Source organism: Microcoleus pseudofavosus SVA1_A4, from assembly GCF_036700565.1.
Lineage (GTDB): Bacteria > Cyanobacteriota > Cyanobacteriia > Cyanobacteriales > Microcoleaceae > Microcoleus.
Map to the genome: position 1 here is coordinate 88,108 of NZ_JAUBPE010000008.1, position 20,227 is coordinate 108,334.

Consider the following 20,227-nt stretch of genomic DNA (forward strand, 5'->3'; position numbering starts at 1 on the left):
GTCGGGCGCGGTTGCAGTATCACAGTTTTTCAGATTCGGCTTGTTGTACAGTTTTTCTTAATTATCCAAAAATTTACCAATCAACTTCGCCATGATTTGAGCTTGAGTTTGCGGCAACCCGTGAGTGGCATTGGGAATAATTGCTAACTCTGCCCCCGGTATCTCGTTGGCGTAGGTTTGACAGTGCCATAGAGGAATTGTTTCGTCGCTATCTGCGGCGATGACTAAGGTAGGAATTTGCAATTTGTTAATTTCTTTTTCTACTGTATCAACTGCGTCTTCGGGCCGCATCCGGCTCATTAAAAATGACCTTGCTACTGGTTGAGACATTAACTCCCTGCGCCACCCGGAAATTTGCTGCAATTTCTCACTTTTTCCGGCTAAACTAGCAAAAGGTTTTGCCAACTGCAATGCCCAATCAACGGCTGGGGTTTCCCACAGCAGCGGTCGCAAAGCATCGTATTGACCGCAAAAACTGTCGTCCCTAATTCCCGCAGGTGCTGCTAACACTAAACTGCTGACAGAATTAGGATATTTTAGGGCATATGCAGAGGCTACCCAACCGCCAAAAGAATGTCCGATTATGCAGCAGGGTTCGATATTTAGTTGTTCTACAACTTGCCGCACAAAGGCAACTTCTACAGCTACGTCGTAGCGGATTTGTGGTTTGCTGGATTCTCCAAAACCTAACATATCTAAACTGATGCACCGAAACTGAGATTGCAATAACTCCATTAATGGCAGCCAGCAATTCTTTTCTCCTAAGAAACCGTGCAGCATCAATAAGGGTCGGCCGCGCCCGATGTCGAGGTAGGCGACTGTTTGGCTGCTGCTATTGACAAATGTACTTAATGTGTGCTTGTGTCCTACTGCTGCTTGAGACTGCATGGGCGATCGCCTCCCGATACCTAAAAAACATTTGTAAACAATTGTAACAAAACCGCAGTCCAAAGGTTAAACTTCATTACGGAGTAAAGAATTAGAAATATAGCGTGATAATCTCTATTATTATTTGAAAATACTGCAAACTCAAAGCAGGAGAACACTTTGAACTCTACTTTAAAACAGTACCCGGCTTGCTCTCTTCGCGAAGATGTCAGTGAGTACGTAGCACACCTACAGCTTCACATGACTTTACAAGCTCGCAACTTGCTCCCTACCATTACCACCGCTAAGGACAGTCGCGAACAACTGTTGCAGCAGACTCAGGCTCATTTTGAGAAACGATTTTCTCGTCAAACTCTTTAAACCAATTTTACGATCGCCCGCGGTCGATCGAACTTTCCCAAATTTCAGCATCGTAGAAACCCGGTATCCCCAAAAATACCGGGTTTCTTTTCGGCTAATTAGGCAGGGGGCCAGGTTTTGGGTAATATGCGTTGGGTTCTTTAATTTTATGTTTATGCGAATTCCGATTATTGCTTTTTTGACTTTGGCGTCGGTGGCTGGCGGTGAATTGGCGGCGCGGGCGATCGATCCGACACTCGCACTGACTGAGGCGGAGTTTAGAGAGGGAACCGCAGAAATTGACAGGCGGGAAGCCTGTCCCACAAGGGTACAGACGGAGGATGAGGTGAGTCTCACATCTGGCACCATTCTCAAGAACGGGCAAGATGCCCGTTCCACTACAGATGAATTGTTTTGTGGAACAGGCATCTTGCCTGTTCATAAAAAGCTGAGTGAGAATGGTGCAACCTCTCAGGTGAGTCCAACTGTGGGGGATTTGCCGGCATCCGACGAGCTCGCAGTTGCGGTCGAAGTACCCGCGGCGCAGCTATCCCCTAGGGAATCTCCCTCATATCGTTTCCGGTTGCATCAAAATAATAAAATCGAGTCAACAGTTAACACTCAACCATTGAGTTTTTCCACCCCTCCTTCAACAGTCAACAGTCAACAGTCAACAGTCAACAATCACCTGACGGTGCAACCGGAATTGATATCACTCAAGTCCAGCCACCATAAAGATTTTACATCTCTGTTAAAAACTCCGACGATCTCCGCCAAAGCCGAAATCCCGGAAGCAGTCAACCGCAACGCCCGACAGCTAGGCGGTACTCTACAAATCAGTCAAGCGGGCAATGAGGCGGGCATTTACGTTGCTGAGGTGAAAATTCGCTTTGTCAATTCCAGAGGCGAAGCAGTTGATAAAAAAGGGAATCCGATTCAGGGCAGAATTTCGGAAGATTTTATCCGAGGCGAACTCAAACTCAAGGCGGGGGATAACTACAGCCCTGAAGTTGTACGATCGGATTTGCAGCAGTTGCAGCAATTGGGATTGTTTGAGAAAGTTACGGTTTCTACTGAAGAAGTTGGCACGGATATTAATGTAATTTACAACGTTCAAGAGCGATCGGCCCGCTCTTTTGGCGTGAGTGCCAGTCTTAGCGATGATCTGGGCGTTGCTGTTCCTCTTTCGTATACCGATCGAACTTTCGGCCGGGTTCCGCAGCGACTGTCGGTGGAACTTCAGCCCAGCCTCCGAGGTATCCAGTACGATGTCCAGTTTATCAGCCCTTACGTTGCCGCCGAAGACCGTTTGGGATACAGTGTGAGAGCTTTTGGCGATCGCAGAGTATCGGAAATTTTCAACAAAGATATTGATTTGCCCAACGGAGACCGGGTACGGGAAATTCGGATGGGCGGAAATCTCAGGTTTACCAGACCTTTGGGCGATTGGCAATCGACTTTGGGACTGAATTATACAAACATCAGCACGCGCGATCGCAACTTAAATATCGCCCGCCGCGACGAACTCGGCAATCCTCTCACATTCAGCGGAACGGGCGTTGACGAGTTATACACTGTTTCTTTTAGCGCGATGCTCGATCGGCGAAACAATCCCTTCAACCCCACCAGCGGCTCGATTCTCAGCCTCAGCACCGAACAGTCGATACCTCTGGGGCGAGGGAACATTGTGAGCAACAGGCTGTTGGCCAATTATATACAGTATGTACCAGTAACTTGGCTCGGCATCAGCGAGTCCGAAGCCTTGCCCGAAATGCTGGCTTTTAACTTGCAAGCGGGGACGGTAATCGGGGATTTGCCCCCAACGGAAGCTTTTCGCCTCGGCGGCCGCAATTCTGTGCGGGGTTACGATAGCGGGGACATTGGCAGCGGCCGGAGTTATTTCTTGGCTTCCGGCGAATATCGGTTTCCTGTCGGGCGGGATGTCGGCGGCGTAATATTTGTTGATTTTGCGTCGGATTTGGGAACGGGAGACAGCGTGTTGGGAAAACCGGCGGTAGTCAGGGATAAACCGGGGACTGGAGTGGGTGTTGGGTTGGGTGTGAGGGTGCGATCGTCCGTTGGATTAATTCGCTTAGATGTGGGTGTTAGCGACTCCGGCGACATCAAATTTGTACTCGGTACAAAGCAACGTTTTTAAATTAGTCATTAGTCAGCAGTCATTAGTCACGAATTATATCGTTTCCGGTTACATCGGAATGATACCGAGGACACGGCAGTGCCGTGTCCCTACCCCATTAATTGTAGGGACACGGCACTGCCGTGTCCTCCGTTTATATCATTCCGGTGCAACCGAAATTGATATTAAGTGTAGGGGCGGGTTTTATCAACATCAATGTCTAAAACAAACCATCTCAAAAACCCGCCCCCACCCACGAACAATAGTTAGTTATCATTTGTTAATTGTCACTTGTTAATTATTCTGTCCTTGTCTCGCTGTAGAGCAATTCTATTTTCAAAGCCGTCTCAACTCTTTGATACTCGGCTTCAACCTGTTCTAAAACCTCGCAGGCTTGGGGAGACAAAGGCTTGTTGGCATCGAGCCCAATCCGCGCCATAACTTCGAGTTCCTCGCAAAACTCAAACAAGCGAAAAGCACCGAGAGTACCGCTAATCGATTTCAAAGAATGAGCGGCCCGCCGCAAAGCCAGGGGATCGGCGCTGTTGACGGCCGCAGAGATGCCGTTAAGCAATGTGGGAGCACTGTCAAGGTATATCTCGATTACTTCCTCCAAAGCTTCAACGTCTCGCAGTCCCTCAATAATCTTGCTGTTGAGGCAATCGCGGCATTCTGACAGCGTGCTGTCTAAACTAGATTCACCGTACCTGATGTTTGAATTGGGAATTGTCAGTTGTTGATTTCCCGCAACAGCCCCATTCGATCGCACATCTAATTCACTCGTTCCTCCTATCTGTTCGGCCTGCGAGTTCACAGAAAAAATCGGCGGAGGGCGATCGAACTCCCCATTCGATCGAGAATTACACGCGCTCAAAGCTCGAACCAACTCCTCAATTTCGATCGGCTTGCTCAAATAGTCGTCCATCCCAGCAGCCATGCACTCTTCGCGATCGCCCTGCATCGCATTTGCCGTCATCGCTACAATCCAAGGCCTAGTTGATTTTAGATTTTGGATTTTAGATTTTCGATTGTTAGATTCCTCGTCAGTCAATGTGGGATTTTCGATTTGGGATTTTCGATTTTGAGATTGCTCATTAGTTGCTGAAACTTCTGATTCTCCCGTTGGATTTTCTAAGGTGAAATCTTCGGAAAATTGCTCGCGGATGCGGCGGGTAGCTTCCAAACCGTCCATTTCCGGCATTTGCACGTCCATCAGCACCACATCGTAAGGCTGGCGGCGCAAAGCTTCGAGCACTTCGATACCGTTTCCCGCCACATCAGCGCGATACCCCATCCGCTGCAAAATTTGCAAAGCCACCTTCTGATTTACCAAATGATCGTCAGCCAACAGAATCCGCAGGGGTAAGTGCAAAGCCAGCACGGGTATGCTTTGCAAAAAAGGCCCGCTGCTGCGCTGCACTCTAATTTCAGTTGGCTGTTCCCCAAAAATATTGATTAAAACATTGTAAAGCTGAGATTGTTTAATAGGCGTGTTTAAAAAAGCAGCAAAATCCACCTCAATTGCAGCGGTGTTAATTTCTTGCCTGCCGATCGAAGTTAGCATGACTAACGGCAACTTTTCGCAATCAGGATACTGGCGAATTTGCGCAGCTAAAGCCAACCCGTCCATTTCTGGCATTTGCATATCCAAAACTGCCAAGTCAAATACCTCTTTAGCAGCGAGCCAATCTAAAGCCAAACGAGCCGAAGCTGAAGCCCTAGCCACCATTCCCCAAGACTGAGCTTGGAGAGTCAAAATTTGGCGGTTGGTAGCATTGTCATCGACAATTAAGACTCGCTTGCCAGCTAATTCAGGTTGAGAATTGCTCAAGTTAACGGGCAAGGAACTGTTGGAGCCAGAAACGATCGTGCTGAAATAAAAAGTAGAGCCAACGGATGTGAGATTTGGGCCGATCGGCTTGCTGCTGAGTAAAGATTTCCCAGAGCAATATTTTTCGGCAATTTCGCAAGATTCTCCCCATTCCACATCAAAAACTGTGGCTATAAAATCTGCGGGAGGATTGCCCGCCAGATTACCCATACTTTCCACCCACATCCTGCCGCCCATCATTTCGGCCAAACGCTTGCTAATTGCCAAACCCAATCCGGTACCGCCGTAGTGCCGGCTCGTGGAAGAATCAACCTGGCTGAAAGATTTAAACAGCCGATCCATGCGATCGTTTGGAATGCCGATACCTGTATCTTTGACCGCAAATTGTATTTCGTATACTTGGTTAATTGCTAGTAATTCGTCATTAATTTCTGGCGGTTCTTTAGCGTTGGCCGCCGACAGTGAAATCTTTTTGGCCGTCACTGAAACCACTACTTCTCCAGCTTCGGTAAATTTAACAGCATTGCTGAGCAAGTTGATTAAAATTTGCCTCAAGCGGGTGCTGTCGCCGATCGCCGTTGTCGGTACTGCGCGATCGATCAAGTAACCCAATTCCAATTTTTTTTGTGCCGCCGCGGCAGCTACCAAGTCGAGAGATTCCTCAATGCAAGTGCGGATGTCAAACGGATGTTCCTCCAAGTCCAATTTGCCTGACTCAATTTTCGAGAAATCTAGAATATCGTTGATCAGCGTCAGCAAGGCATCGCCGCTGCTGCGGATAGTTTCTACAAAATCTCGCTGTTCGCGAGTTAAGCGGGTATCCAGCAGCAAACCGGTCATGCCGATGACTCCATTCATCGGAGTGCGAATTTCGTGGCTCATTGTGGCTAAAAATTCGCTTTTGGCTCTGGTAGCCGCCAGTGCTTCGTCGCGAGCTTTTGCCAAATCTACGCCTGTTTGCTGGCGATCGAGTTCGCTGCCCACCCACTGAGCCATCAGTTTCACCAACTCTCTGTCTACAACTCGGAACGGTTCTGTCACAGGAGTCGGCGAAAAGAAGCACAGAGTGCCGTAAACTTCACCTGCCACCGTAACGGGAATGCCCATGTAAGCTTCGATTTTGAAGGCAGGATCGTCCGTGTTGAAGGATAAACCCGAAAATCTTACCGACTCAAAGTAGAGCGGTTCTTTTGCCATAGCCGTAGCCACGCAGAAGGTGTTTTCCAAATCGTAGATTTGTTCTTTGGCGATCGACCCGTCGGGACACTCAACAGCCATTATTTGATAGTTGTCGCCTTGAATGCGCGACAAAATTCCCACGGACAGGCCTAACTGCCGGCATCCCATTGCCAGCAGTTCTTGGAGGCGCAAATCAAAGGTAGAGAGGCGGCCGTGCGGGTCTGTACGGGGAGCAGAAGTCACTTGGTACAAAGCTTTAATTGCAGCTTCGCTTTCTCGCAGTTCTTGTTCTGTTTGCTTGCGCACGCTGATGTCGCGGGAAATGCCGATAATTTCTTGCACGGAGCCGGTTTGGGGATCGCGGATCGTGCGGCTCGTGGTTTCAAACCAAATGTATTTGCCGTCTTTGTGGCGGATGCGGTAGCTGACGGTGTAAGTAACTGGGAGCGCCAGGATTTTCGAGTGAGCTTTGGCGATGGTTTCTAAATCGTCGGGGTGAAAATAATCGTTGGGGACGCGGCCGATGAGTTCAGAAGGTTCGTATCCCAGCAAAGCGCCACTGGCGGGCGAGACGTAAACAACCACGCCTTTGGGGTTGTGTCTGGTAATCATGTCGGTTGAGTTTTCGGCCATCAACCGATAGCGGTCTTCGCTTTCATTACGTTCGAGTTGAGAATTGCCCAATGCTTCTAGCATTCGGTTGATGGTGTCGGCCAAGCTTGCGAGTTCATCTGCTCCGGCCATTTCAACGCGCAAGTCTGGATCGCCGTTGGCTGCGATGTTGCTGACGCTGGTGCTCAAGGAAGCCAATCTCGCCAACACTAATTTTTCTAGCAACAGCAGGGCGATCGCGCTAAATATTAAACCTACTGCCAGTATTGATAAGGTAAACAGCTCCAAGGTAGCCTGACCTTGGCGGTAGATGATGCGCTCTGCCTCTACTCGCAGCAGCAGCGCTAGGTTGCCGTGGATGTCGCGAATCAGGGCGTATCCTGCGACTAAGCGGTCACTGAGCGGCTCGACTAAAATTTCTACTGATTTGAGGTGGGAAATTTTTAGTTTGAGATTTTCCAACTCTTGCCTAGATCGAGCCATCGCCTTGGCGCCGTGCCCGGAGTAGTTCGTGGCTCCCACTTTAAAATCTAAACTCGGCAATCTAAAATCCACTGACAGGTGAGTCAGTTCTGAAAGCAAACCGATTTCGCTGCTGTCGAGGTAGCGTCCCAGGATCAGCGTTCCGCGCGGCGGGCCTTGGGCGTTGCTGTTGAAAATCGGCTTTGAAGCAATCAGCAGCGTGGCTTCTGGCAGGGTGAGGACGCCTGTTTTGGCGGCGGAGCGATCGCCTCCTACTGTCGAGGAGTCTAGCAGCGCGTCGGTCAAGTGCTGTTTTAAGCTTTCGGGAATCGGGAGTTCTGTTTGGGATTTGAGGTCGAAACCTTTGCTGAATATAGTCTTACCGTTGGAGTCCAGCAGCACCAATAAGTTTAGTCTCAAGTAAACAAATGTCGAATCGACGAAATTTGACTTGACAAAATCCTCGTTACGTGTATCGACGAAAGAGTAAGTATCGTCCCAATCGGCGTAATCTTGGGCGCTGGTGTTTAAATTCGACAAGTCGTCATCCAATGCGTCCAAAGCCCGCGCGACATCCTGGCGGACGTACTGTGCCTCCAGGTTGTGAAAATCGTGCAGCAAAATGGTTGATGCAGTGGCATAGAGAACCACAATCAGGCTGATCAGCGCTGCACCGATGATTAATAGTGTTTTTTTTCGGAGTTGCATGGCGTCGCCCTCCTCACGGTGCTACTAGGCAACTAGCCAGGGGAGGTTTTAGACGTAGGTTGTTTAGCATTGGCGATCGCAGGGCCTGCGTGTTTTGAGTGTTGTGGGCTGAGTTGGAAACGCCCTTGGTATTTCCAAGGTATCCGGTATCTCGCCCCCCACAGTCAGTGTAGTATTTTCACGCCTTTAGTTCCCTATTATGCACAACTTATGACCTACAAGTTATGAGCTGACGACCGGCATTGTCAAAAGAAACGGGCGATCGAACTCAAAACAGTTCGCGTTTGATAATGACGCAGCCAGGGCAGCGGGCGGTTGGGAGAACAGGCGTGCAGCGCCGGACGCCGTAAATATGACTGTCGCGATCGGGTTTGTAGTCAGGACGAAGAGACGAAGAGTCCTCATAATTTTATGAGGACTTGCATTCCTAAATGCAAACCAATTTGCTTTTCTATTTTTAATCACTCAAAACTGCTAATTTAAAATAAATTCATAACTTGCACCATTCTCTCTAAAAAAAACTGTAGAATCGGAATTGCCAAAAATCTTAAATACTGCCAATAAATCCAAATAATATCAAATCCGGTAGCAGCGGAATTTATATTACCCAGAATCAGGACACGGCAGTGCAGTTTCCCTACAATTAATCGCGGTAGGGAAACGGCACTGCCGTGTCCTCTATATCATTCCGGTGTTACCGGAATTGATATAAGGTGCGCCATAAGCACCCTACATTAAAATTAATGCCTGATGTCAGTAGAAACTAACATCAGGCAATATTTGCAATCCGATCGCAACTTGAGTCTTTTTTACCGGATGACGGCTAAAGCACCGGCGCCTGCTGCTGCTGCGGCCGAAGTAAGAGCGGTGAAAAACAGCCACCAAGAGGCAACTTCTGCTGCTTTCCGGGTTTCTTCCGCTTGTTTTTCAGCTTGCAATTTAATGCTTTCGAGGCGAAGCTGCGCTTCTTGCTGCAAGCGTTCTGCTCTTTGCAAGACGCTGTTGCGGCTTCTTTCAATTTGATCGATCAAGCGGTTGGCATCTGCTTCGGAAATGTCCTCGCGGGAACTAATTAGTGCTACTAAAGTATCGCGGTTGAAGTGACCCAGCCGATCGCGCAAAGCGTCAAATCCGGCTTGCGGATCGTCAAATAATTTGCGAACATCCCGCGTAATGCCTTCGTAATTTAGTTCTGGGCGATCGAGGGAATTGAGGTAATCCCGAACTTTTCCGAGAATTCCGTCAATTACTGACTGAATGCGCTCTTGTATTTTCTGAATTTGGAGTTGGAATTGGTCGCGCACCGACACAATTTGATCCACAATGCGAGTGGCTTCTTCTTCAGAAATATCCGGGCGCTGAGACAGCAGAGAAACAACTGTAGCTCGATCGATGTGCGACAAGCGCTCGCCCAAACTGTAAGCGCCGACTTTCGGGTCGTGCAGCAGCAGTTGCAAGTCGCGCTTGATGGCTTCGGGATTTAATTCATCCTTGCCCGTATTCCGCAAATAATCCTCTAAAACACCCTGAAAATCTTGCACTTGACTTTGCACCCGTTTTGCCAAACGGCGCGGCGCTTTCACGATCGAGCCGAGAGTATCCTGCACTTGGTCGATAATTTGATTGACTTGTTCCTCGGTCAAATCTTCTCTCTGAGAAAGCAGTTTTACCAAAGTATCGCGATCGACTTGAGAAAGGCGACCTCGCAGCGCTAAAGCTCCTTCTTTGGGATTTTCCATCAGTTTGGTCAAATCCCGCTTAATTCCTTCAGGATTGAGTTCTGATTTCCCAGTGTTGCGCAGGTAATCTGCAAGGGCGGTGGTGCTTTGGTCGTACTGCTCCTTAGCTTTTTCTGCCAACTTTTGCGGCGCTTGGAGCGCGCTGTGCCAATTTTCTTCGGCGCTATCGATAAGCTGATTTACTTTGTCTTCGCTGAGGTCTTTCCGCTGAGATAGCAATTTTACCAAAGTTTCGCGATCGAACTTAGAAGCTCTAGCTCTCAGCGCCCAGATTCCCGCTTCCGGGTTGTCCAGCAGCGTTTTCAAATCGCGCTTGATGCCTTCGGGATTGAGTTCTTCTTTGCCCGTAGACTTCAAGTATTCTTGCACTTTTTGCCACTGGTTGTCTAGTCGGACTTGCGCTGCTTCTTGCAGACCTTTAGCATCTGCTAAAACTACATCTCGCGTCCTTTCCAACTCTTTAACAATCTGTTCTACTTCCTGGAAGCCGAAGTTTTCGCGGCCTCTGAGGATTTGCACGAAACTGTCGCGGGTATAAGGAGAAAGCCGATCGCGCAACTGTTCGTAAGTAGCGTCGGAATCCTCTAATATTTTTTTGAAATCGCTCCCGATACCTGCTGCTGTCAGTTCCTCTTTCGGTGTCAGCTTCAGATAAGTTTCCACCCGCCACTGCAAATCGCGAGTTTTTTCTTGCTCCTCCGCAAAGATAACGGTTTGCAACACTCGCTGTCTAATTCCTTCTAACTCCTGGGAAATTTCTTTAATTTTGTCTTGGGTAAAAACGCCTCGACTGGCCAGGGTTTCCGCAAAATTCGACTGTTTGAGTTTTTCTAATTCGCGGCGCACAGTTCCCGGATCGGCCGTAGGATCGTAGAGCACATCTCGAAATTCGCGCTCGATCGCTTGCGGGTTCATCTGCCACGAATAAGTATTGAGCAAGTAGTTTTCTACATCGGCGCGAATTGGGCTGTAAGTTTCGGGTTCGCCTTTGACTTGAGCGGTAATTTTATCAGCTTGCTGGCTAACTTTGTCTTTAGCTACTTTGAGCTGACCCATTACTTTTTCAACATCTAAGTCGGAAATATCCGTGCGGCCCAAAACTACTCCCATTAAAGCATTGACTGCCATTGTCGTTGCTTGGGACATCATTGTGGGGCTTTGTCCGGGATTTTGACCGCCCAGATTTCCGAGGGCTTTTTCTACCCTACTTGTCAGCGTATCTGAGAGCAAATCTCCCGATTTGGCAGATTTGAGATAATCTACCAATTGGGCGATGCCATCTGGTTTCTGGTCTTGTTTTCCTACTTGTTTCCAAGCATCTTGGAGTTGGTCTACAATCCGGTTTACGTCGCGTTTTGACAAGTCCGATCGCGAACTTACTAAATCTACGAGAGTTTGCCGATCGAGATTCGGCAAATTTTCGCCAGCAACTGCTTTGAGTTGGGGATCGTTGAGCAACTTTTCAAATTCGCTGCGCATCCCTTTGATGTCTAATTCCGGCGGTTTGAGTGCTTGAATGTAGTCTTCGACGTTTTCGCGCAAGCTTGTGGGGTCGATCGCGCTACCGAGTTCGTGGCCCACTGCTGCTGCTGCTGCTTTGGCTGTGGCCACTACTTGGTTGCTGGCTGCTTTCGCGCCCAGGGCCGCCGCTGCGGTGCCGAAAATGGCTTGAACGCCTGATGTCGCCGTGTTGACGACAGAACCGATCAGGGAACCGACGGTGGTGGAGCTCACCCATACCAGCAGTGAGAAATAAGCGGCCCACACGACTAAACCGACGATCGCACCTAAACCGGGACTGCTAATCAAGCTCAGCTTGACTGCTAGCAAACAAGCGAAGAATAGGGCGATGGTGACGGTTATTAGCGTCCAAGTGCCTACTTTGCGGCCGATGTGGCGGACTGGGGGACTGCTGCTATCGGATTGGTGTCCGTCGTCGTGGGATTGTCCGATGTAGGAAAGGCCCGCGGCTACTGATAAATTTGTTAGCAAGAGTTGGAAAGCGCAGGCGAGAACGACTCCAGATATTAAGGCGATAAAAAATTGCGGCCCGGAGTATAGGAGTGCTGCATCTTCTACTCTGTTTGTTGTTGTTGTAGTCTGCTCTACTGGCACTTGGGCCAGCCAGAACCCGATGTTATACAGTTGTGGATTTATTGGCAAATTTTGATACATAGTATATTCCTCGTTAAAGGGTGGGTGCGCGCGATCGTTGGCGCGAGTTAACCAATGTATAGTTTTAGACTCATGGCCCCAATGGCAAGCATCGCCTTATTGACGAGCTAAAGCATCCCCCTACAGTTGGAAGTGTATAAATATGTCTGCGGCCGGCTGTCAATTTAGGGCTATTTGTGCTATGTGAATGTTGTTTGATTTATGAACGAGATTTTTTTTAATGCACCGCAGAGGCGCAGAGGAGCCAGAAGAGAGAGAAACAGAGTTGTTAGTTATTAGCGTTCAAAGGATGGGATCGTGCAGCGAGAAAGTCATGCAATTATTATTGGTAGCAGTTTAGCAGGACTGTTGGCCTCTAGAGTATTAGCAAAACACTTCGATCGAGTAAGTATTGTTGAACGGGATTTTTTCCCCGAAAAACCCGCACCCCGCCCCGGGATTCCTCAATCCCGTCACCTTCACATCCTTTTGAATCGGGGAAAAATCATCCTAGAAGAGTTTTTTCCAGGCTTGGAAAACGAACTGGTAGCTGCTGGTGCTCCTAGTTTAGATCCGAGGTCGATCGGGTGGTTTAGTCCGGCGGGTTGGGCCCCGCAATTTAGCCCGGATCTAAATGATTTAATTATGTTCAGCCGGGATTTACTGGATTGGCAAATTCGCCACCGCTTGGCTGAAAATACGAACGTGCATTTTCTCGAAGGAGGCACAGTAACGGGGTTGCTGGCGAATGCCTCGCGCGCCGAGGTAACAGGAGTGTCAGTGCGTTTTCGCGATCGCCAAAACCCAGCCAATATTCACGAACAAAATTTGAATGCAGATTTAGTAGTTGATGCTAGCGGCAAAGTTTCCCAAACACCTAAATGGTTGAAAAAACTAGGCTATGTACCGCCTCAAGAAACCGCGATCAATGGTTTTGTCGGCTATGCAACCCGCATCTATGAATGCAGCGATCGACTGTCAGACAAATCGGCAGTATTTGTGGGAAACGCACCGCCATTGCGGACTCGCGGCGGTGGAATTTTCCCGATCGAAGGCGATCGCTGGTTGGTGACTCTCGCTGGGGGCGATCGCGATTATCCCCCCGCAGGCGAAGCAGGTTTTGTCGAATTTGCCCGCACTCTCCCAACTCGACTAATTTATGATGCGATTAAAGACGCCAAACCGCTAACTCCTATTTATAGTTATCGAGGTACTGAAAATCGTTTGCGTCACTACGAACAGCTTCCCCGTTTCCCTGAAAACTTGGTAATTATCGGTCATGCTGTTTGTGCTTTTAACCCGGTTTACGGACAGGGAATGACGGTTGCTGCACTGGATGCTCAGATGCTAGATGAATGCCTGCAAAAGCAGCGGCAGCGCTATATTGAAGGCAATTTAAAAGGTTTCTCTCGACAATTTCAACAAAAACTAGCAAAATTACATAGAATTCCTTGGATATTTGCCATCAGTCAGGATTCCCGCTATCGGGGAAGTACAGTTGCTAAACCAAATTTGGGTACGCGACTGGTTATTGAGTACATGGAGTTGGTGTTAAAAGCGCTTGTAGATGATGCTAAAGTTTGTCAAGCATTTTTGGAAGTTCTGCACATGATTGAGCCACCGACAATCCTTTTTCATCCTAGAATTGCTGTCAAGGCGATCGGGCAATTAGTCACCCGCAGGCAGAAGCTAGAAGGCAGAAAGCAGAATTAATAGAAAGAGTTTTTTTGCTAATTCTATTTTTTTACAGCTTGGTTCGTAGTGAGGACTGAAGTCCTCACTACAAAATTACTTATAATAATTTCTAAGACAAAGGACTGAAGTCCTTACTACAAACCTGTGCGTGCAGATGTTATGCGTTCTCAATTGCCAATCAAACAATCTAATTCGCCTTGCATTTGGGCGGTAACTCGATCGAAACAAGCATCGACATAATCGCGATCGCGCGCCGCCTCCGAACCGTACCTCTCAAATACAATTGGTTCGCAGACGCGAGTCCGAATTTGCACCGGTAAAGGCAGGTTCGGCAAAGGCCCAAAACTCAGTCCCCAAGGCAATCCCAAATACACCGGAAATACCACCGGATCGATGCCCAACAACCACGGCATCCCCCATTCGTGCAATTGCTTAACTTGTTCGTAAAAATCCGCCAAAACTATCAGAGTATCGTGGGCACCAGTAGAAATAATTGGTACAATTGGCACTTCTTCTCGCAATGCTAATTTAATAAATCCCTTGCGTCCGGCAAAGTAGATTTTATCGCGCAAGTGGTGGGGGCGAAAAACATCTTGGGCGCCCCCCGGATAGATGAGAACTGGGGCATTTTTTCGCAAAGCTGCGATCGCCATTTTCGGATGCGCCTTCAGGGCGCCGCACTGAACCGCCATGCTAGCAATCTCTGGCGAAACCTTCCAAACCGTGGGGTGCATCAATCCGTAGGCTAAGCGTTCCGTACCGTACCTGCGGAACCATTCGTATAGGAACATAAACATATCTGGAGCCGCAATTCCCCCGTTGTGAGAACCGACAACGAGCATTTTTCCGGTCGCGGGGACGTGGTGCCAGCCGTCGCTTTGTACACGAAAATAGTAGCGGTACAGCCATTCCCAGATTGGCAGCAAAAATTGAATGAAGTCGGGATTGCGATCGTCCAAAGATAAACCGTCAAAGCGAGAAGTTTGGCTATTGCTTCTGGGACTGGATGCAGAATATTTCATTTCTTGGTGTTTGGGAAAGTTCGATGTTCGGTATGTTTCAACTTGGGTTAATCGGGAATATTAAATATCTCAAACATTCCCGATTGTTCGCGGGGGGTTATCTTTTAAATACATTATTCAGACAAAAAAAGCAAAAAAAGGCGGGTTTTATATTGAAACTTTAGATTTATTGAGTTAGATTTTTTTCATAATAAGTATATGCCATTTTAAAGTGAGGGACTTACAAGACATTTAAGAATATCATAATCCCCTAAAAAAGTCAAGACTATCTGGCAGTATAGTTAAATGCGATAGCTATGTGAATGGCGACAGAAAAGATGCGAGAAGTATTGCCAATTATCAAAAATTGAATTAGACTGTAATCAGAGTAGACATATAAAAATTGACCAAAGCTGCCCACTTGAAACAAGGAAAAAAAGGCGATCGCCCGCAATCTACCCACTTGTATTATCAAAGGATACAATATGACGCTGCGAGAACTGCTGAATACCGTTGATTTGCAAGAATTCACAAACGCTCCATCTCAGCTAACCGATCGCCCGATCGAGTTGCAAATGGCGATCGCCAACCATCCCGACACACCGCACAGCCTCCTAGAAATACTCGTCGCGAGTTCTCATCCCGACGTTGCACAAGCCGCTTCTGGGCACGTAAACTGGGCCGGAGAAATAGCCGGAGATTGGCAAGAAGCACTCGATGCAGCAATGCAAACCGCTCAACTCGGACAAAACGATCGCCTCGCCGTCGAATTGCTAAAATTTGCTCCGGTTCCCGAATGTTTTTTAAGCGAATGGGTGCCGCCAGAACGCATTGCCCCAGGACTTACTAATCCCTACTTGCCCTTAAAATACCTGGTAAAATTGCTCGATCGGCTCGCAAGAGAAACAACCTTAGAACCGCGCCTGCAAGCAGCAGAATCGCCCCTTGCGCCGCTGTCATTATTGGAACAGTTGGCGGGAGATTTAGAACTGCCGGTGCGCTTAGCAGTCCAGTCAAACCCCAACACTCCGCCACAACTAATCGAGTTTGCCCAAGCACAATATACCGCAGCAAGCGATTGGAATGCAGATGTCCGACAGCTCGCTCAATTGGGGCAAAGTCCCTGGGCAAGGGTGCGTTTAGCAGTTGCACAAAACCCTTCAGCGAGTGCAGAAACCCTGATGCAGTTAGCCGGAGATTGTCTATTTAAAATTCCGCTAGCAGTTGCCAAAAATCCTCAAACACCTGCAACAATCTTGGCAATATTGGCAGAACATTCAGAAAGCTCGATTCGTCAAGCAGCAGCCCAGCATCCAAATGCCAGCGAGGAAATTATGCACCAGTTGTTCCCGGATTGCTGGAATATGTTGACGAATCGAAAAAACTTACCGACGAGTATTTTAGAGCGGTTTTTTAGAGAAGCGGCGACAGACAAGCCAATTTGGCAACAGCAGGAATTGCGGTATTTGTTCCTGGGAGAAGCGAACACGCCTGCATGGATTTTGGCGGAATTAGCCGATGTTAATTTAGAAGAATTAAGAGCTGAGAAACTGGCAAACCGCCAATGTGTACCCGAACCGGATGTTCTCGAAACATGGATGCAGGATGACACAATGTTTTTGCGTGAAATTGCGAAACACCCGCAAGTTTCTGCTGAAACTTTAGAGCGGCTGAGCCAGTATCCAAATCCTTGGGTACAGCTAGCAGTTGCCGAAAATCTTCTTAAAACGCCTGAAACTCTCAAGCTGCGCCTGCTAGAATCACGATCGGTCAACACCGACGAACGGATTAAAGTCAAAGTTGCAGAAAACATTAATACGCCTGTCTGCATTCTGGAATCAATGGCGCAAGACGAGTCTTATCACACAAAGTTATTGCGAGAAATTAGACGAGTTTTAGGAGCGAATTACAAAAAAAATGCTAACTCATTCAACACTCTTGCGGATCAAATGATCTCCGATTTGAAGTATGAGGTTTTAGATCCAGCAAATATCACTATTGATGTGGATCGCTGGATAGAAGCCCTCGAAAGTTCTGGCATTCTAGAAATTTTAAGCAGGACTTTGAATTATGGAAGTTTTGTATATAATAGGGAAATTGACAGAGAAATCCCGCTGTGGATTGAATTATTGCCCGGATTGTCAGCCGAACAGCATAAACGAGCGATCGAAACTTTTTTCCATGCCTTAGATATGATTAACAGCGATGTGAGACACGATTCAACTTACCGTTGTGTAGGTGTCGCTTTGGCTGGCAATCCCAACACTCCGGCTGCGCTGCGAGAACAGTTAAAAACTCAATTAATTAGACCATCAACAAAGCTTAATTCTTCCAATAACGACTGCGATATATTTTTGGCACTTGCCTACAATCCAGAAGTTCCCGAAACAGAACGCAGAGAGTATTTCCACCAACTAATTACATCGGGCTATGGAGAAACAATTGCCAAAGATTCCCGCACGCCCCTAGATATTTTAGAGCAACTTGTGCAACTGGGAGCAATAGAGGCGATCGCCGAAGATCCCACAGTTCCCGAATCGTTGCTAAGGCGAATTGCAGACTTACCTCTGCCGCATGACAGGGTTTTGAGACTAATTGCAAAACATCGAAATGCTCCCGCTGATTTGCTGTTGCGATTTGTCAGACAGCCCCACGATAATCCCACTAGCAGTAATGTCACGATGCTAGATTTGGTACTCAAAAATCCAAATTTACCTCTTTTAGAACGCTATCGGTTGCTGCTAGAACAAGAACAACACAAGGAAAATGCAAAATCCCGCGAATTCATGTCGCGCAGGCCGCAGAGTTTTTATGCGTTAGGAGAAGCGATCGCAAGTGGCGATCGCACTGCTTTGTTCAACGCCGCCCGCAATCCGAATACTCCGGTTAGCATCCTAGAACAAATCGCCAAGTATCCTGATGAAATAGTTCGCAGAGTGCTGCTGGACAATCGAGATTTGCCCTTAAATATCCGTTTAGAACTAATTCGCGATCCCAGCGTGTCGGTGCGCTGTGCAGTGGCACACAAACATTATGACAGGCCAACTCCCGTACAAGTTTTAGAATTGCTGGCAAATGATGAGTCGCCAAGGGTGAGAGAATTAGTTGCAGAAAACTCGGATACTCCGCTAGAAATTTTGGTGAAGTTGGCGAATGATAGCAACCGCGAAGTCAAGGCAAAAGTAGCCGGCAATCTCAATACTCCTACAGCAGTTTTAGAACGTTTGGGTTTAGAAGAAGGAATTTTTAACGCCCGGAATCCGAATACTCCCGGCAGTGTTTTGGCGAAAGCAGTCTCGCAAATGAGCGGCGATGAATTAGCCGATTTCCTGAAGCATCCGGTGCTTAATTCTCAAATGCCAGCCAGCACTTTAGAACAGTTAGCAAGTAGCAACAACAATTCAATCCGCTATCAAGTAGCTTCCCATCGCAACACTCCAGCTAGCGCGCTGGAAAAATTGGCTGGCGATTCTTACAGCCCTACGACGAGAACTGTAGCTTCCCACCGCAACACGCCTCCTCGAATTCTAGAGCAACTTGCTGCAAATTCTGACCATACAACCCGTTACAATGTAGCGCAAAATCCCAACACTCCCCCCGCAGCGCTGGAAATTCTCTATAACGAAACTCAAACTAACGCACCTGCGACAGCAAATTCGAGGAATCAAGAAAATGAAATTTACAGGATAATTGCTGCTAATCCCCGCACTCCTTTAGCAGTTTTGGAAATGCTGGCTGCCAGGGAATTTGTGACGGAACCAGAAACAGAGGAATCGCGCGATGCTGCAATGTTTTCTGGCTGTAATATTAAAGGCGTACTCAAAGCTTTAGTTTATAATAACAGTTTGACTCCGCAAATTTTGGCAATACTCGCATTAGATCCGAGTCCTAAAATTCGCAGTCTTTTAGAGCGCCATCCCAACTTAACTCCCGAACTTTGGCAGCAGTTAGCTGCGGATGAAGATGAGGAAGTGCGGGGTGCGATCGCATCTTCAACCAACTGTTCGACTTCTATGTTGCAAACTCTCGCATCAGATAGCGATCGAGAAATCCGGCAAAAAGTTGCAGCCAATCGCAACACGACAGCAAATACTCTGGAATTTCTCAGTCAAGATTTGAATTCACAAGTGCGAGAAAAAGTTGCTGTCAATCCCAATACAGCCGCATCTATTTTAGAACAACTAGCGCGCGACGAACAAGTCGAAGTCCGCCTTGCTGTTGCCCAAAATCCCAACACGCCAACTTCTATTCGCGAATCGCTGCAAAATTTAATCGTGCAACCTTATACTCGCGAATCCAGCCCGACATTGCGCTTCCTCGGCCGCATTTACAATCCCGATACTGACGATTTGCCAACTTTGCTATCGGAATACGCGCAATCTGCTAATGCTTTTGTGCGTTTTGTGGCGCTAATGCACCCGTTAACTCCTGTCAGCATACTCGCACAAGGTTCTCAATCTTTATCTTGGCTGGAACGCTGTGCAGTTGCTGACAATCCATCTACTTCTGTAGAAATTCTACAGTCTCTCGATCGAGATAGCAACCGGATCGCGCGTGCGATCGCCCAAACTCACCTGCAATGGTAACTTGAATAACTTTATGAATTCAAAAACCGAACAGTTGTTAGCCACTCTGGAAGTCATCACAGAAGGTTTGTGGTACAGCAGCGAAACCGATTATCCAATTCTACCGTTTGTCTGGGAATTTGCCGAAATGGGAGAGTTTAATTTACTTAATTTCCTAATTTCCCGAAATATTTTGCAAATCGGAGATTGGGAGGATTTTTGCCAAGCTTGGCGGCGCGCCGAAAAATCGGGAAAGCAACCATCGCTAGCGCAGAATTTATCAACACCTGCCATCCGCGACAGACAGCAGGAGTTGATCGACTCGATCGAGGAATTGCGATCGCACCTTACCGATTTGGAGTTTTATCACTTCGGCAACAACAGTCTTGCCAATGCGATAATTGTTGGCAAAATTCCGAATGATGCCTGGGTTGGCATCTCAGGAATCCTCAGCGAAATATGTACTCCTATATTTGGAGAGATTCTGACTTTTGAAGATGGATATTCTACCCCAAAATCCGAATTATTAAAATCGCAAGTTCAGCCGTTTGTTAAAGATATGCAGTTGTTAAGTTCAATCGAACTGCGGGAAGTGCCAGAAATAAATTGGCAAGTTGCTGAGTCGAAAGCTCAGGTGTTGACTAAACTGCTGAATTCGTGCCAATACGTTCAAACCTATGAATATTTTGGTTTGAGGTACGATCGGCTGAATCGTTTTATGGTTTCTGAATTGAAACAACTCCAAAGCTACGTCATCGGTACTTCTATTTATGCTGTTGGGGAAACTCCCAGTGGTGATTGGATCGGAGTAGGGACGGGCGGTTATTGGTCATAAGTCAAAGCATTGGACATTTCCAGAAAAGGCAGTATTGAACAGGCAGGATGCCTGTTCCACAATAATTATTAGAGATGGCTAT

General features: G+C 47.6%; 9 protein-coding genes. 5 read left to right on the top strand and 4 right to left on the bottom strand.

Annotated features, from left to right (window positions below; translation table 11 throughout):
• Positions 1–57: 57 nt before the first annotated feature.
• On the bottom strand, positions 58–888 hold the full coding sequence (locus QUA02_RS05730; protein WP_333025955.1) for an alpha/beta fold hydrolase: 831 nt from the start codon (positions 886–888) through the stop codon (positions 58–60).
• A 159-nt stretch (positions 889–1,047) separates the two neighbouring features.
• On the opposite strand from QUA02_RS05730, the gene QUA02_RS05735 reads away from it, so the two are divergent.
• Positions 1,048–1,248 (top strand): hypothetical protein, encoded by a 201-nt coding sequence (locus QUA02_RS05735; protein ID WP_333025956.1) that lies wholly within the window; start codon positions 1,048–1,050, stop codon positions 1,246–1,248.
• 154 nt (positions 1,249–1,402) lie between these two features.
• Entirely contained in the window at positions 1,403–3,385 is a 1,983-nt protein-coding gene (locus tag QUA02_RS05740) for a BamA/TamA family outer membrane protein (RefSeq protein WP_333025957.1), read from the top strand.
• Between the two features lie 277 nt (positions 3,386–3,662).
• Here QUA02_RS05740 and QUA02_RS05745 read toward each other — a convergent pair whose 3' ends face one another.
• Positions 3,663–8,156 carry a response regulator gene (locus QUA02_RS05745; RefSeq protein ID WP_333025958.1) on the bottom strand — a complete coding sequence of 1,498 codons (4,494 nt, stop codon included), beginning with the start codon at positions 8,154–8,156 and terminating at the stop codon, positions 3,663–3,665.
• An 809-nt stretch (positions 8,157–8,965) separates the two neighbouring features.
• A complete protein-coding gene (locus QUA02_RS05750) occupies positions 8,966–12,070 on the bottom strand; it encodes an MFS transporter (protein WP_333025959.1) in 3,105 nt (1,034 codons plus the stop codon).
• 297 nt (positions 12,071–12,367) lie between these two features.
• Between QUA02_RS05750 and QUA02_RS05755 the strand changes: the two genes are divergently transcribed.
• Positions 12,368–13,762: an NAD(P)/FAD-dependent oxidoreductase gene (locus QUA02_RS05755; RefSeq protein WP_333025961.1), complete on the top strand. Its 1,395-nt coding sequence runs from the start codon at positions 12,368–12,370 to the stop codon at positions 13,760–13,762.
• Positions 13,763–13,911: 149 nt separating this feature from the next.
• Here QUA02_RS05755 and QUA02_RS05760 read toward each other — a convergent pair whose 3' ends face one another.
• Positions 13,912–14,766, bottom strand: coding sequence for a lysophospholipid acyltransferase family protein (locus QUA02_RS05760; protein WP_333025962.1), 855 nt, complete (start codon positions 14,764–14,766; stop codon positions 13,912–13,914).
• 464 nt (positions 14,767–15,230) lie between these two features.
• On the opposite strand from QUA02_RS05760, the gene QUA02_RS05765 reads away from it, so the two are divergent.
• Together QUA02_RS05765 and QUA02_RS05770 are read left to right on the top strand one after the other, a co-directional pair.
• Entirely contained in the window at positions 15,231–19,331 is a 4,101-nt protein-coding gene (locus tag QUA02_RS05765; protein WP_333025965.1) for a hypothetical protein, read from the top strand.
• A gap of 13 nt (positions 19,332–19,344) precedes the next feature.
• On the top strand, positions 19,345–20,145 hold the full coding sequence (locus QUA02_RS05770) for a nuclease A inhibitor family protein (protein WP_333025966.1): 801 nt from the start codon (positions 19,345–19,347) through the stop codon (positions 20,143–20,145).
• The last annotated feature ends 82 nt before the right edge of the window (positions 20,146–20,227 follow it).